14 protein-coding genes and 3 pseudogenes are annotated in these 14,974 nt (G+C 35.0%); 12 read left to right on the top strand and 5 right to left on the bottom strand.

Features of this window, described 5'->3' with window-relative positions:
- Nucleotides 1-42 precede the first annotated feature (42 nt).
- Genes tnpB through BkAM31D_RS15140 form a run of 3 tightly spaced genes read right to left on the bottom strand, consistent with a single transcriptional unit; the run spans nucleotide 43 to nucleotide 972 of the window.
- A complete protein-coding gene (gene tnpB / locus BkAM31D_RS15150; RefSeq protein ID WP_012960630.1) occupies nucleotides 43-399 on the bottom strand; it encodes an IS66 family insertion sequence element accessory protein TnpB in 357 nt (118 codons plus the stop codon).
- A complete protein-coding gene (gene tnpA / locus BkAM31D_RS15145) occupies nucleotides 396-713 on the bottom strand; it encodes an IS66 family insertion sequence element accessory protein TnpA (RefSeq protein ID WP_012960629.1) in 318 nt (105 codons plus the stop codon). The genes tnpB and tnpA overlap by 4 nt, the downstream gene beginning before the upstream one ends.
- A 49-nt stretch (nucleotides 714-762) precedes the next feature.
- Nucleotides 763-972: a hypothetical protein gene (locus tag BkAM31D_RS15140; protein ID WP_085449807.1), complete on the bottom strand. Its 210-nt coding sequence runs from the start codon at nucleotides 970-972 to the stop codon at nucleotides 763-765.
- Nucleotides 973-1,357: 385 nt separating this feature from the next.
- Between BkAM31D_RS15140 and yunB the strand changes: the two genes are divergently transcribed.
- Nucleotides 1,358-2,092, top strand: coding sequence for a sporulation protein YunB (gene yunB, locus BkAM31D_RS15135; RefSeq protein WP_066160672.1), 735 nt, complete (start codon nucleotides 1,358-1,360; stop codon nucleotides 2,090-2,092).
- Between the two features lie 729 nt (nucleotides 2,093-2,821).
- On the opposite strand, the pseudogene BkAM31D_RS15130 reads toward yunB, so the two are convergent.
- Both BkAM31D_RS15130 and BkAM31D_RS15125 read right to left on the bottom strand, forming a co-directional pair.
- Nucleotides 2,822-3,780: pseudogene (locus tag BkAM31D_RS15130) on the bottom strand (arsenic resistance protein).
- Nucleotides 3,781-4,046: 266 nt separating this feature from the next.
- Nucleotides 4,047-4,469, bottom strand: a complete 423-nt coding sequence (locus tag BkAM31D_RS15125; protein WP_066160675.1) for a VOC family protein — start codon at nucleotides 4,467-4,469, stop codon at nucleotides 4,047-4,049.
- 748 nt (nucleotides 4,470-5,217) lie between these two features.
- On the opposite strand from BkAM31D_RS15125, the gene BkAM31D_RS15120 reads away from it, so the two are divergent.
- From BkAM31D_RS15120 to BkAM31D_RS15085, 11 genes and pseudogenes are all read left to right on the top strand, one after another.
- Complete coding sequence (locus BkAM31D_RS15120) at nucleotides 5,218-5,781, top strand: tyrosine-type recombinase/integrase (protein WP_066160678.1); 564 nt, start codon at nucleotides 5,218-5,220, stop codon at nucleotides 5,779-5,781.
- Nucleotides 5,782-5,856: 75 nt separating this feature from the next.
- Nucleotides 5,857-7,265 (top strand): annotated as a pseudogene (locus BkAM31D_RS15115) (potassium/proton antiporter).
- A 59-nt stretch (nucleotides 7,266-7,324) separates the two neighbouring features.
- A pseudogene (locus tag BkAM31D_RS24965) lies at nucleotides 7,325-7,469 on the top strand (IS110 family transposase); the annotation flags it as partial.
- A 56-nt stretch (nucleotides 7,470-7,525) separates the two neighbouring features.
- Entirely contained in the window at nucleotides 7,526-7,804 is a 279-nt protein-coding gene (locus tag BkAM31D_RS15110) for a hypothetical protein (RefSeq protein WP_066160684.1), read from the top strand.
- A gap of 318 nt (nucleotides 7,805-8,122) precedes the next feature.
- Complete coding sequence (locus BkAM31D_RS15105; protein ID WP_085449806.1) at nucleotides 8,123-10,114, top strand: putative bifunctional diguanylate cyclase/phosphodiesterase; 1,992 nt, start codon at nucleotides 8,123-8,125, stop codon at nucleotides 10,112-10,114.
- Between the two features lie 56 nt (nucleotides 10,115-10,170).
- The gene (locus BkAM31D_RS15100) at nucleotides 10,171-11,202 is read left to right on the top strand and encodes an ATP-binding protein (protein ID WP_085449805.1); all 1,032 of its coding nucleotides are present in this window, start codon (nucleotides 10,171-10,173) and stop codon (nucleotides 11,200-11,202) included.
- A gap of 509 nt (nucleotides 11,203-11,711) precedes the next feature.
- Entirely contained in the window at nucleotides 11,712-11,861 is a 150-nt protein-coding gene (locus BkAM31D_RS23645; RefSeq protein ID WP_157108290.1) for a hypothetical protein, read from the top strand.
- Between the two features lie 125 nt (nucleotides 11,862-11,986).
- The gene (locus BkAM31D_RS23640; protein ID WP_157076930.1) at nucleotides 11,987-12,151 is read left to right on the top strand and encodes a hypothetical protein; all 165 of its coding nucleotides are present in this window, start codon (nucleotides 11,987-11,989) and stop codon (nucleotides 12,149-12,151) included.
- A 126-nt stretch (nucleotides 12,152-12,277) separates the two neighbouring features.
- On the top strand, nucleotides 12,278-12,481 hold the full coding sequence (locus BkAM31D_RS15095) for a hypothetical protein (protein WP_066160689.1): 204 nt from the start codon (nucleotides 12,278-12,280) through the stop codon (nucleotides 12,479-12,481).
- 42 nt (nucleotides 12,482-12,523) lie between these two features.
- Entirely contained in the window at nucleotides 12,524-13,636 is a 1,113-nt protein-coding gene (locus BkAM31D_RS15090) for a hemolysin family protein (RefSeq protein WP_084372530.1), read from the top strand.
- Nucleotides 13,637-14,093: 457 nt separating this feature from the next.
- Complete coding sequence (locus tag BkAM31D_RS15085) at nucleotides 14,094-14,933, top strand: DUF368 domain-containing protein (RefSeq protein ID WP_084372522.1); 840 nt, start codon at nucleotides 14,094-14,096, stop codon at nucleotides 14,931-14,933.
- The last annotated feature ends 41 nt before the right edge of the window (nucleotides 14,934-14,974 follow it).

The raw sequence follows: 14,974 nt of genomic DNA, 5'->3' as shown, positions 1-14,974 counted from the left end.
AATTATACATCACCTCTCATCCATTTGCTTATCATTTATTCGTTAAATGACACGTTGTGCAGTAACTTTTGGATGTGCTGATTTTTGATCAATAGAAAGGCCGTCAAGTAACCAACGGAACTGACGATGGCTAATCATTTGCGGAGAAGAAGATGAATCTTCTGGCCAAGGGAACGTACCTTTTTCTAAACGGCGATAATAGAGCCAAAATCCATTATGTTCCCAGTGAAGGATTTTGATCTTATCTCGTTGTCTATTACAGAAAACAAATAAACACGGGGAAAATGGATCTAATTGAAAACTTTCTTGTACGATAGCCGCGAGGCCATCAATAGATTTTCGTAAGTCTGTATTTCCTTTTGCAAGGTAGACTTTATCAATGGAGCGTTGATTGATCATCCGTTTCTCAGCACGCGTAGTACACGAGATAAATGTTCTTCACTCACATTTTCAGGAATATAGACAGACAGGTCATCTATTCTCACTTCAATGGATGTGGTGGGGAAGGTAGGCACATCAAAAGATGTCCAAATCTGGCTTACCTCATCACTTGAATCTGAGTTTACTTCTGCCTTGATCTTCTTTCGCCAATAGTGGAATTGATATTCTGTAATGTCATCTTGTTTAGATACCCATTCCTGTATCGTCTCCCCGCTGTCTTCGTATGCCTCCATGCGTTTTTTCCACAAATCGTGTTTTTCTTTACGCTTCATAGCGACACCCTTTCATCATTATTGATTAAAGTATCGCATGGGACCAGGGCTATTGGAATGTGTGTATTATTTGACGCTTACTATCAACCCAAAATAACACGAATACAATTAACGATAAACAAGAAAACATAAAACCGAAAATTGCAATAGGTATTCCCCACGTAAGGGAGTTAAACGTCCATACATATGAACCAATTCCAAACAGAAGTAAGAATATAACAAACAACGCTGCAAAAATCTTTAACGCAATATTTTTCATGTGTATCCCACCTATTTTCCAGGTTTATCTAAGAATTAAAAATAGTTTGTCCTTTTATTCAAATTTTATAATGTAAATTTATAAAATGGGCAGTTTCAAGTTAGCGCACATATAATAGATACGTTCTGTGTTCTTTTAGCAAGCAGTCGTGGAAAAATGCGAAGTATATCAGATTCTTTTAGTTCATGTGAGGAACCAAGTAGATTACAGTCAAATATTTGCATAAGTGTACAAACGGTTGATCTAAAAAAGGAAGTAGCGCACTTACACTAAAATTTTAATACTTCAAAACATGTTTGAGAGAGTTTTATTTCAGGCTTGCACATATTTTAAGGTCAAATTCCTCCTTTAACGACATATAAATGTACCGAAGGGAGAGTGCAGCATGAGAACACCGAGAAGAATCAGACCCCGAAAACGAACAGGCCCATTGCCATTTCGTTATGTTCTGTTACTTTCTTTTGTTATTTTTGTTGTCCTAACAATACAAGGTTTATGGATTATTGAGAAGGGGATTCGTCCAACTTTGATGGAAATCGCGAGAACTGAAGCAAGGGTAATCGCAACAAAAGCAATTAATGATGCCGTCTCAAAGAAAATTGCGTCTGATCTTCATCAGGATGAGTTATTTATTACGGACTCTGAAAATAAGATCCAATTTAATACACAAATTTATAATAAAGTTGTATCGGAAGCGACTAATCGTGTACAGAGGCATTTGAAAGCAATAGAGGAAGGTAGGGCATTTGACGTAGAAGTTGAATTGGAAGACGACGAGGCTATTAATACATCAGACGGAGGTATTATCTATGTCATTCCATTAGGTCAAGCAACTAATAATGCATTGTTAGCTCATTTAGGTCCAAAGATACCTGTTCGTTTCTCGGCAATTGGAGACGTTAAGACAGATCTTAATTATGATGTAGTGAATACGGGAATAAATAACACAACATTGTCGGTGAATTTTGATGTTATAGTAGATGCTAAAATAGTCATTCCGTTTGCAACTCAAACCGAGGCTGTTAAGACAACTGTTCCAATTGGGTTAATCACAATCCAAGGAGAAGTACCTGAATTTTATTCAGAAGGTGGTGGAATGATCTTGCCAGCAGGGTCTTAGTATAGTGTGGAATAAGTTGAAAGAATACAAATTCAACTATCATTTCACTTTAGTAAAAATACTCCCTGATATAGGTATGTATATAACATTTCTTTTGAAAATAATTCTATTTACTTGGGGAATTGGAGAAGTTTTATCAAAAGAGAGAACAAGAAGAGTAAGAAAGTTGGTGTAAAGCTTAATTTGACTAAGGATACTATTTTGGTTAACTTGAATGATTCTGTAGAGAAGTTTAACGAAAATTGGTTCGTCAAGAACCCTTTTCACCGTTCATTAAATGTAATAAAACACTAGAAAAAAGTTTTTGGGAATTATCACACTTCATGATTAAGTGAAAATCATTGCAATAGAACTGCTTATTAAGGAAAATCGAAAAAAGCCAAGGTATTAGTTGCGTTATTGGTTGTATTAAATGCAATGAGACTCTTGAGAATCAATCCAATGAAATAAGTTTAAAAAGATATAACAACCTAGCCTCCATGTGGGACTAGGTTGTAAGTTAAGATGAGCGTTATTCATCAATAGCTTACTGCAATAGAGTCAAGTGCTACTAAGTTCAAATATGGGCAACAAAATAACCAACTAAGAGGGACGAATGCATTCAAGTAATCGTCCTTCTTGTTTGACCATACTGAACAATAAATAGTTTCATAAGAATATAAATAAATTACGAATTAGGTTAATGTAGTATGAAAGCACACGTCATTAAGTAAAATTGTTGTGTACTTTTCAGTTTTTATGTACTCTTTTTTTAGAGGTAAATAATAAAAGCTGAGTAATTATAGCTAGAATAGGCAATTCCAATAAAGGTCCTACAACTAATGTTAATGCAATTAAAGGTTGATCTGGGAATGCGGTCATAGCAATTGCCAAAGCAATTGGAGAATTTCTAGCTAATGTAGTCATGCTTAAACTTGCTCTGTCAGAGTTTGGGAACCTCATAAATTGTCCAACTTTTTGACTGACAAAAAAATTCACCATAAAAAATAAAAGGATAGGTATTGTTATTTGCCACATTAAATCTAAATTATCGAGCAATAATTGTCCCTGTAAAGCAAACATTGCAACTATTGCAAGGCTTAGAAAAATTATAGGTAACACGTTAAGATTTGATATAAGACTGTCTTTTAGCTGTTGCTTACTTCTCAATAACACTTTTGTTAGAAAAGCTAAAACCAACGGTATAGATAAAACAATTAAAATACTTTCCGCAAGAAAAGAAAGTTCTATAACTCCGGTTGTTCCACCAAAAATAAGCAGGTAAATAGGCAACAAAATGACCTGTAAAATCAAGTTTAGAGGTAATATTGCCGTTGATAATGCAACATTTCCTTTTACTATCCCTGTAAAAATTAAGTACCAGTCAGTGCATGGTATGACCATGAGCATGATAAATCCAACATATAGTGCTGGATTGTTACCTAAAAAACCATTGCTAGAAGCCAAGCGAAAATAGGTGTCCAGACAAAGTTTATGATAATAGAAGTATATGTAAACTTGATGTTCTTATAAGAATTCATTATTTCTTCAATAGGAACTTGTAAGAAAGTAATATAGAGCATAGCTACTAGTAAAGGAACAATAAAGATTTCTGCATTAGCTCGAATTAGTTCTATTTGTCCTATGCTTATACCAATAAATACTGCTAAGAAAATAATCACAGTATATAATTTCTCGATTAAGTTCATAGTGGGATCACGCCTAACAATAACAAAATTTAAAACATTATAATTTTATCATAATTTAAGTTGTAGTAAGTTTTATTATAGAACGAGTACTTTAATTGAATAAGATCTGTAACTTATAACTAGGATCTTTTGCTACGGAATACAACGATACTGGTACAATATACAATTCATTAATGACGATCACTTTTTATGGTGGTCGTTTTGTCGTATTTGACTCTTACTGCGTAGCAAAAAAGCCGGTGATTACCAGCTCTTCCAAAATCGAATTACTCAATTGTATCCCAATGAGGATTCCAAACAACTTCCCATAAGTGACCATCTGGGTCTTGAAAGTGACCTGAATATCCACCCCAAAAAGTGTCGTGAGCGGGATCAGTTATAGTTGCTCCCGCCTGTTTTGCTTGTTCCATAATATCATCAACTTCGGCTTTACTATTAACATTGTGACCTAATGTAAATTCGGTAGTGCTTGGTGCAGATAAGGTAACTTTTGCTTCATGAGCGATATCTTTTCGATTCCAAATGGCAAGTTTTAATCCAAGTTGTAATTCAAAAAAAGCAACTGCGCCATTTTCAAATTCTTCACCGACTATGCCTTCTGTGGGAAGACCAAGACCATCACGATAAAAAACCAAAGATTTTTCTAAATTATCTACACCTAAAGTAATTACAGTAACTCGTGGTTTCATAAAATGGGCCTCATAAACTGATTTTTAAGTAAATTATATCAGTTTATGATTAGGAGAAAAATTAAAGAATTATGAACAGTACATCCATACTGTTGCAAAATTACGGAGACGATTGCGTTTATTTGTTAATCGTCTCTTCTTCGTATTTGACGGATACTGCGCAATAAATGTCTTCACTTTTATGTGACTTTGTGAAAAGATGCACTTAAGCTAACGCAACCCTTGTTGAATGAGAAAAATTTCAAACAAATATAAAACACCTCCAATAATCGGGAGGTGCAATTTAATGATTATGTATCTTTTGCGATCTTTCCTATTAGGTACAAGAGGGGGGTTCTAACCAGTTATATTGCTTCATAATGTTGAATCATTCTTTAGTAACCATCAAGTTTTTTAATATAGTTATTCCATAAGTTAATGCAAGGTCTGCTCGCATTGCTGAAGCAAGTCCAGTTCAGTTCCATGTAGTGCTAATAGAACTAAACCGTTTGGAGGTTAAATTCCAAACGGTTTAGTTTATGTTGTATAAATGATTTTCTAAGTAACTAACACTTCATTTTTCATGAGGTGAGGGAATAAGCTCATCTCATTCTATACCACGACAAACAATTTAGCGCGATGAAAAAGGTTGTTTTCAAGAACTTTTGATTCTTTTGGATAATTATAATGATTCAAATCTTTTGACAGTATTATGTTACTAAATTTAAAATAGGTGTATATTAAGTAACATTGGGTGAGGTGGGAGTTATTGGAGTATGTTCAACCCATAAAAGATGTCGTGAAAATAAATGAGATAAAAGAGAAACTGAAGGTTAAATCAGAGAGAGATCTTTTACTCTTTGTACTCGGGATAAACACAGGAATAAGAATTAGTGATTTATTAACGCTCAAGGTAGGAGATGTATGGAAGGAAGGGAGCCCTAAAGAGTTTCTTTGCTTGTGGGATGATAAAAGTTCCGATAAGAAATTTCACTATTTAAATACGAAAGTGAAAACAGCATTGAATAATTATTTACATAACCAAGATCTTAAAGATGATGATTATCTGTTCAAATCAAAAAAGGTTAATCAGCCTATCACTCGTCAGCAAGCTTACCGTATTATTAATAATGCTGCTAAGGGAGTCGGAGTTTTAGGAAATATGGGGACACATACACTTCGGAAAACGTTTGGTTACCATGCTTACCGCAAAGGAATTGCAATATCTATACTTAAATCGGTCTATAACCATACGATCCTAAACGAAACACTTCGCTATATCGGCATAGATCAGAATGAAGAACAGCATATTAAAATAGATGTGAATTTATAATAGAAAGAAGGCTCTATTTTGTTTGATCAATCTTATAATGATTATTTTATTCTACTCAGTGCCCTCCTTTTAATCGTGGGGGTTTTAACGACAAAGTTTTCTTCTCGTCTCGGAGTACCAGCTCTTATCCTTTTTATTCTAGTAGGGATGTTGACGGGAAGTGATGGTTTAGGAATAATTCATTTTGATAGTCCTCAAGTGGCACAATTAATTGGTATATTCGCTCTTATTATCATTCTATTTGAAGGGGGCTTCAGACTAAATGGGCAACGGTTAAATCCGTAACAAAACCAGCCCTTTCTCTTGCAACATTTGGTGTAATCCTAACTACTGTTATCGTAGCGGTTGCGGCAAAATTAATATTAGAGGTTACGTGGCTTGAAGGGTTACTGTTTGGTGCGATTGTCGGCTCTACAGATGCTGCTGCGGTTTTCGCCGTTTTAAAAGGTCAAAATATCCGAGCGAGGCTAGGTGCTACGCTCGAAGCTGAATCAGGTTCCAATGATCCAATGGCCATGTTTTTAACTATTTCCGTCATTGAGTTGATCCTAAACGACAACCAATCTTACTTATTATTAGTAGGTTCGTTCTTCTGGCAAATGGGCATAGGCTTATTGGTAGGACTTCTTTTAGGGAAGTTAGCGACCTTTGCCATTAATCGAATAAATCTAGATTCGAGTGGCTTATATCCTGTTTTTGCACTGGCTTTTGCGTTATTAACCTATAGTTTAACGGATATTATTGGTGCTAGTGGGTTGTTGGCCGTATATGTTGCAGCGCTAGTGGTCGGTAACTCGGACTTAACATATCGTCAATCAATTTTCAGATTTAACGAAGGATTCGCCTGGATTGCTCAAATATTAATGTTTACAATATTAGGTCTACTAGTATTTCCTTCTCAATTATATACACTCGACGTTATTATCAGAGGTTTACTATTGTCCCTTATCCTGGTGTTAATTGCTAGGCCTGTAGCTGTATTCCTTTCAACGATTAAGATGGGATATGACCTGAAAGAAAGACTATTCTTATCGTGGGCTGGACTAAGAGGAGCAGTCCCAATTGTTTTAGCAACATTCCCGATGATTGCTGGATTAGAAAATAGTCAGTTGTTCTTTAATGTTGTCTTTTTCGTTGTGTTAATTTCTGCCTTAGTTCAAGGCTCGACCATTCCCCTGTTTGCCAAAAAACTTGGGCTTACTGGGCCTAAAAAGATTGAACCACCCCATTCTCTAGAACTCGTCTCTATTGGCAAAGCAAATGCTGAGATTCTCGAGTTTGAAGTGAGTGAAGAAACAAAAATTACGAATAAGCCGTTAGCCACCATTGATTTTCCTAAGGATGTTCTGATTAATGCAATTATTAGAGAAAACGAACTTATTACACCATATGGGGAAACTGAAATTAAAAAAGGCGATATTCTATACATTTTAGTTAGTAGAGAAAGTAAAAAAGAGTTAAATAAAATGTTGAAACAAAAATAAAGGCACTATCCTCCACTTTATGAGAAGTGGAGGAGGTAATGGTCTTAGTTTTTAAACTATGGCTCGCCAAACTATTATGGTCTGGCCTCATAGAAAGTAACTTTGTTCCACCAGAAAATATCCGAGTTTTACGAGATCTCACTCGCTACCGAAAAAAACTTATTCATTCCCTTCACCTCTGAACGAAATCGTATTCACAAGATGAGAGTGCTGGTAAAAAAACAAGCAAAACCACGTCAGGTAACAAAGCGTTAAGATCAATGGCCGTACAATGTGCATTAGCCACAACGAGACAACATAATCGAATTACAGCACATCGCAAAAGAATTACGAAACGACAAGGAAAAATGAAAGCACGAGTCGCTTCCGCTCACTTCATTTTGACCATCGCTTACAATATCTTAAAAACAGGAGAGCCGTATGAGGAACTAGGCCCTAAATACGTTCACCACAAGCAACCAGACAAAGAACAAAAGATAATCGAATACCTAAAAAAGAAAGGTTACACCGTAGCAGCATCTGACCAACAAGCAGCATAAATAATTTATATATTACTACTTATTTAGGTTCTTAAAAAAAAAAGGGATAGAGGGCTTACTTTAGTATTGCCTTCTGGCCAAGTTAGTTTTAATACAAAAGGGGGTTAGCTTCTTGAACAACCTCGAAGCCGCTACATGCTCTTAAGTCCGTGTGAGTGGGTTCTCGGGATTGAAACTCTAGACTCATTAAAATCTTTCAGATGTAAACTTTTCACGCATAGAAACTTTTATATTTCCCCATACTGCTATTGCAATTAAATTCTATTCAAGTGTTATACTTTGATTAAATAATAGGTACTGTTTGAAAGGAGATTCCTCTTGAGTAATATATACAATACTCACGATATTTTGGAGAAAATATCAGATGCGTTTTATTCCTTAAGTGAAGACTTGAAATTTGAATACATCAATAATGTGACAGAACGACTGTTGCAAATTAAACATGAACATGTGATTGGACAATATATTTATGATGCCTTACCGCATTGTGATATTCATAATTTTGTGAAACGATATAAAAGATCATTATTAGATCAAGAACCTGTAGAATTTGAAGAGTATTTTAACGATAGATGGTATGAAATAAGGGCTTTTCCTTCTGAAGAACGCCTATCTGTGTTTTTTCGAGATATTACGAAACAAAAGCAAGAGTATCAAAAAATGTATTATCTAGCGAATTATGATGGGTTAACTGGAATACCTAATCGTTATTATTTTAATGAAACATTAACTCAAAAGGTACAATCTCTTGATCGTTCGATTGCTGTTTTATTTATAGATATGAATAAATTCAAAAAAGTAAATGATACATTTGGTCATAAAATAGGTGATCTATTATTAAAGCAAACGTCAGAGTGTCTAAAACAAATTGTGAATCCATTGGGTTTTCTTGCTCGGTACTCTGGAGATGAGTTTCTTGTGGCTTTGGAAGGCTTAGATGAAAGTGGAATTTTATCTACTACTGAGCGAATCATTGATTCTTTTTCTCGTCCTTTTTTTATAAAAAATCTTGAATTGCAAATTTCACTCAGTATTGGAATAAGTCAGTTTCCTAACGATGGACAAAGTGTAGAATTGTTAGTGAAACATGCAGATTTTGCCATGCGTCAAGCCAAAAAAGCAGGTAGAAACCAATGTAAACTCTACTCTGCTAATGAAAAGGAAGGAAGTATTGCCCCTTTAAAAATGGAGCTAGCTCTTCACAAGGCTATAGAACAAGATCAGTTATTACTATACTATCAACCTAAAATCAATTTACATACTGGGGAAATAGTTGGTGTGGAGGCTTTAATCCGCTGGGAGCATCCAGAGTTGGGGTTGGTTTCACCTGGAACCTTTATTCCCATTGCTGAAGAATCAGGGTTAATTATACCGATTGGAGAATGGGTTTTGAATGCTGCTTGTCAACAAAATAAAACATGGCAACAACAAGGTTTCTCAACGGTTATGTCTGTCAATATATCAGCCATCCAGTTTAATCAATTTAATTTGATTAACACGATTACAACCGCTCTTGAAAAAGTAGGACTTGAACCTCAATATTTAGAAATTGAGATTACGGAAAGTATGACAGCTGATATTGAACGTACCATTTTTATGTTACAGCAACTTAAAAAGCTGGGTGTTCGTATAAGCATTGATGATTTTGGGACAGGGTTCAGTTCGTTAAGCTACTTAAAGAATTTCCCTGTTGATACGTTAAAGATTGATCAGTCGTTTGTGAGTGAACTACGTAACAACCCAAACGATGAAACGATTGTTAAAACGATCATCTCAATGGCTCATAATTTAAGTTTGAATGTAGTGGCAGAAGGGATTGAAACAAAGGAGCAACTTGTGTTTCTACAACAGCATTTATGTGATGAAGGTCAAGGATTTTTCTTAAGTAAAGCGCTAACAGCAAATGAATTAGAAGAAAAACGTTTTGATATTCAACAAATTGTTGGAGAACATGGAATCCCTAGAGATGTTAACGAACAAATGTGGATGGAAGAATTAGTGGAAAAAGCGAAAAAAGAGTTACAAGATACGATTCGTTTACAACAAGGTATGACATTTAAATATAAAAAAATCAATGAACAATTCATTCATACACTCTGTGATGGCGAACTATTGTATCGTTTTGGAATGATTCCTTTTCAAGTGATAGGGAAGGAGTTAGGTGAATTTCTTCCTAATGAAAAAGCCATTGAAAAAACAGCTTACTATAAAAGGGCTTGGGAAGGAGAAGAATTTGTTACTTATGAGAATGAGCTAAATGGAATTCATTATTTAGCTACGTTACGCCCCATTAAAAAGGGGGAGAAATAATCCAAGTCATTGGTTCTTGTATTGATATAACATCTCGAAAAAAAGCAGAGAAAGCAATGAGAGAAAGCGAGTCTAAATATCGTCTTATCGCAGAAAATATGACAGACATCATTCTGTTATTGGACATGAATGGAATGATTTTGTATGCATCCCCTTCCCTTGGTAACGTACTTGGTTTCCCATTAAAGTCATATATCGGTGAAAGCTCGTTTGATATCATACATTCTGAAGACAAACAAAGCGTAATGACGAGATTTGAACAAGTAATAAATACTTTGTCTTCATCTCAGATGGAAACTTATTTGGTAAACTCAAATGGGGAAGCAGTATTATTTGAAGGTGTTGGAACCCCTGTGATTGGGGAAAACGGTGAACCAGAACATGTTCTTATAGTGGGGAGAGACATTACAGAAAAAAGGAAAGCAGAAGAGCAGCTTTCAAAATCAGAGAAATTATCAGTTGTTGGTGAGCTTGCTGCAGGTGTTGCCCATGAAATTAGAAATCCTCTTACATCAATAAAGGGATTTGTTCAGCTATTCCAACAAGGAATTATTAAAAATGAATTCTTTGAAATCATTTTTACTGAATTTGTCCGTATTGAAGAAATACTAAAAGAATTTCTTACCCTTGCGAAACCACAAGAAATTCAAGTGAAAAAGGCTGATGTAACATCAATTCTCAAAGATGTTGAGACATTGCTTAAATCAGAAATGAATTTAAGAAATGTACAAATGATTCAAGAGTATAAACAAAACCTTCCACAAATTATGTGTGATATAAACCAAATCAAACAAGTTTTTATTAATATAGTGAAAAACAGTATTGAAGCAATTTCCGGTAGTGGTTTTGTCGAAATACAAGCCAGTGTAGAAGAGGGAAATATTCTGATAAAAATTAGTGATAATGGGATCGGAATAAGTGAAGAACGTCTACAACGATTGGGTGAACCGTTCTATAGTAACAAAGAAAAAGGAACGGGTTTAGGGTTAATGTTATGCTTTAGAATTATTCAGCAACATAATGGGAGTATCACAGTAAAGAGTAAGGAGAATTACGGGACGACGGTTGAGGTTAAGTTGCCGGTTTGAGGGGGACAGGTTCCGCGTCCCTGACCCTCAACGCGTTGGAGCAGTTATCGTGTTTCCCTATCATCAAAGTCAGATCCATTTGTTACAACTACAAGAACCCTTTCCTATTTTTCAAATCCTAAATCCTATTATTTAAATTGTTCTGTCTTAAGGATAAAATATTGAAAAGCCACTTGACCAACGCAAGCAGTTAAAGAGACTTCCTGTTGTGTAATATGGAAGGAGGTGTTGGTCGTGGCATAAATTCATAATATCCAAAAGACCGTGGGGGAAATTCAATATAAGAAATATGTATTAGTAATAAAGTTCAACACTTGATAAATAGGCGTTTTTGGCGAGAATGTGTAGGAATCGAACCTACCGGAGATGGCACGCACCTCCCAAGGTTTTGAAGTTCTTGGTGGTATGTGTTTTGTAGTACCATCAAGTGCTGTAACGTGCTATGTAATAAGGTATGTGATATAGAATCTTACGTAGTATCAACAAATTTTTAGAAATGGGCACCAAACTTGGCACCAGTTATTTACGAAGAATATGACTTGAATGTCGAGATTATTTTTTTCGTGATTTTTGTTCATAATAAACAGTCTTATATGGCAACTGTAAAAAACTTTTTAAACGATGACGAGAAAATAGACATGATGAAGTACACGCTTTAATGAGGTACACTGACGATGTGATTTCATTCGAGGTACAAGAACGAAGCTATTGAGTTATTAGAGACAGCTGAAGAACGGGTTAAAGCATTCATACCACCATCTGAAAACAAAGGAAGGTTTTTTATATGAAGACCACTCTCAGCGAAAAAAGTATTAGGTGCATCGAAATCATCAGAATGGAAGATACAGCTGTCAATATGATTCTCGAAAATTGCTTAGTAGCAACGGCTGAAAAAATTGAAGATCGTCAAGCGTGGCTTAAATACGAAAAAAAAGTTAAAGAAGAATAGGATAAAATAGATGAAAAAGATGATCAGAATGGTGGACACTACTTTGTTTTCGATAGCGCCTGGAGAGGTAGACACTTCTGATGTAAGTAAATTTATACGAGGAAAGAAAGAAGAAGGGGGATAAAAATGAATGGAGAAGATATAGGTGAGCTAAGAAGGGGATTAGAGTTATTAAAGCGAGTCTACAATAATCAATTTATTGTCACAGAGCATCTAAAGCTAGAGGTAGCAGAATTAATGACACCGAAATGGATGAATGAACTTGATGATGAAAAAGCGACCATATCGGTTGAGTTTATTGGAGGTGAAATTCTCTTGAAGAATTATTAATTTGTTTTACTTTTTTTGTTTTTTCTTATCCTACAAGCCAAAATGAATATCCCTATATTTAAACTAAACATAATTAACGTTATAGGAAGAAGCGGATCTGATTTCATCTGCTTTTTTAAAAAAAATACTGCTGCACAGGTTGCTACTGTCTTATTTGGTGGTAATACAGCGCTACTTATTAGCACGATTGTCATGACTGTTCTTATCCTTGTCTTTGGAGAAGTGCTTCCCAAATCATTAGCAAAGGAGAATGCTGAACCTCTAGCGTTAAAAATCTCAGCTTTATTGCTTTTGCTCATGAAACTTTTTTCCCCCTTAACTTGGTTGCTCGTTAAGCTAAAACACGTTATAACAAAATTCGTATCGAAATCAGAGGGAATTCCATCTGTTACGGAAGAAGAGTTAAAAGAAATGTTTACAATCGGTCAAGAAGAAGGTGTGATTGAACCGAATGAAAGGGAACTTCTTCATAATAGCTTAGACTTTAATGATACAAAAGTAGTTGAGGTTTTAACTCCACGTACAGACCTTGTTGCGATTAATATCAAAATGTCAATTGATGAGATAACTACAATATTAATAAGAGAAAGGTTTTCTAGAGTGCCAGTATACGAAGATTCAATTGATAATATAATAGGAGTTCTTTCTGAAAGAGATTTTCTTTCCCAACTTGTTACAAACAAAGATATGGATGTAAGAAAGTTAATTCGCAAACCATTATTTGTTGTGGAAACTTTGGGCATAGCTACGCTTTTACCAATGCTTCAAAAGAATTGGGTACATATGGCGATTGTGATTGATGAATTTGGTGGCACGTCAGGCATTGTTACTCTCGAAGATATTCTTGAAGAATTAGTCGGAGAGATTTGGGATGAACATGATGAGAAAACAAAAGAAGTGACAGAACTTGGTACAAATAAATTTGAAATACATGGAGATTTTCCTTTAGATGATTTTGCAAGGTTGGTTCAAGTTGAATTGCCAGACAGTCGGAATTATACTCTTGGCGGTTGGATGACAGAGGAGTTTGATTATGTTCCTACTGTGGGCGAAGAGTTTATATATGACAGTATAAAATTAATTGTGACTGAGGCAGAAGATAGAAGGATAATGAAGATAAGGGTAGAAGGTCATGATAACAAACTAAGTAATTAATTATGAAAAATTAAGTGAAATAGGAAAAATAGTTGTTTTAAGGATCAAAATGAATTATGATCATTTCAATAATCGAATACTACCTGTTTAAAGGGGAGTAGCTGTACAATAAAGTCGTCATTCCGGGATTACATCCCCGGCTTTATTGGCAACATAAACATGTTGTTAGCCAGACCTCTACCTCTTATGGTAAAGGTTTTTTTTGTACACATTTTATTCTAAAGGAGAAACGATTTTCGTTGTATACAACGTTAAACAAAATTTTTTGAGCTTTATTATTGGTTGTCATAATGGAAATACAGATGAGTTCGATCATTACAGTAGAGGACAAGAATCCTCCACGAGTGCAAATCAGCTCTATTTCACCTTCAATTATTCCAACTATGTCAGTTATGACAAAATCAAAATAATGGAGATTAAAAATTTATTTCAATTTTCTTAAAAGGAGAAGAAAGCTTTGTTTCAGTGGCGTAATATTTTTAAAGGTCTGACAATGGGGATCAGTGATCTTATCCCAGGTGTTAGTGGGGGAACCATTGCGTTAGTACTGGGGATCTATCAGTCGCTAATAGAGGCGATAAATGGATTGTTTACAAATAGATGGAAACAGCATGTTGTGTTCTTAATTCCGCTTGGGATAGGGATTGTACTTGCCTTATTAACTATTAGTCATCTCGTTGAATGGCTTTTAGTTCAATATCCTCAACCGACATTTTTCTTTTTTCTTGGGTTGATAATTGGAATTATTCCAACATTGTTAAAAGACATTAATTATAAACAATCCTTTACCCCTATTCATTATGTATTACTTGTACTCGGTGCAGGCCTAGTAGCTGCAACCATCATGGTTAAAGATAATGAAATGGCTACGATTATGAGTAATCTAGGACTGAGCGATTATGTATTGCTTTTCGTAGCTGGGTGGATAGCCAGTTCAGCGATGATCTTACCTGGAATAAGTGGATCGTTTGTTTTTTTACTTTTAGGTGTCTATCCAACGGTTATAAATGCCTTATCCACATTAAATATACCTGTAATTATAACGGTGGGGGCTGGTATTTCAATTGGGTTGGTTCTTACTAGCAGATTTATTACGTTCTTATTATCAAGGTTTAAGACTGGCACATATGCGGTAATGATCGGTTTTATCATTGGTTCAATTGTTGTTATCTATCCTGGGGTATTAAGTGATCGTTTTTTATTTATTATAAGTGTCCTTGCATTTATTGCTGGTGGACTTAGTGCCTATATATTAAGTTACATTGAGCTGAAAAAAACAGTAGTGAAATTAAATTAATAGTAATAAAATGAAAGTAATACAATATGGAGTGTGATTTT

This window comes from Halalkalibacter krulwichiae (genome assembly GCF_002109385.1).
Lineage (GTDB): Bacteria > Bacillota > Bacilli > Bacillales > Bacillaceae_D > Halalkalibacter > Halalkalibacter krulwichiae.
The sequence above is the reverse complement of the archived record's forward strand: the minus strand, read 5'-3'. Positions and strand labels throughout refer to the sequence as shown.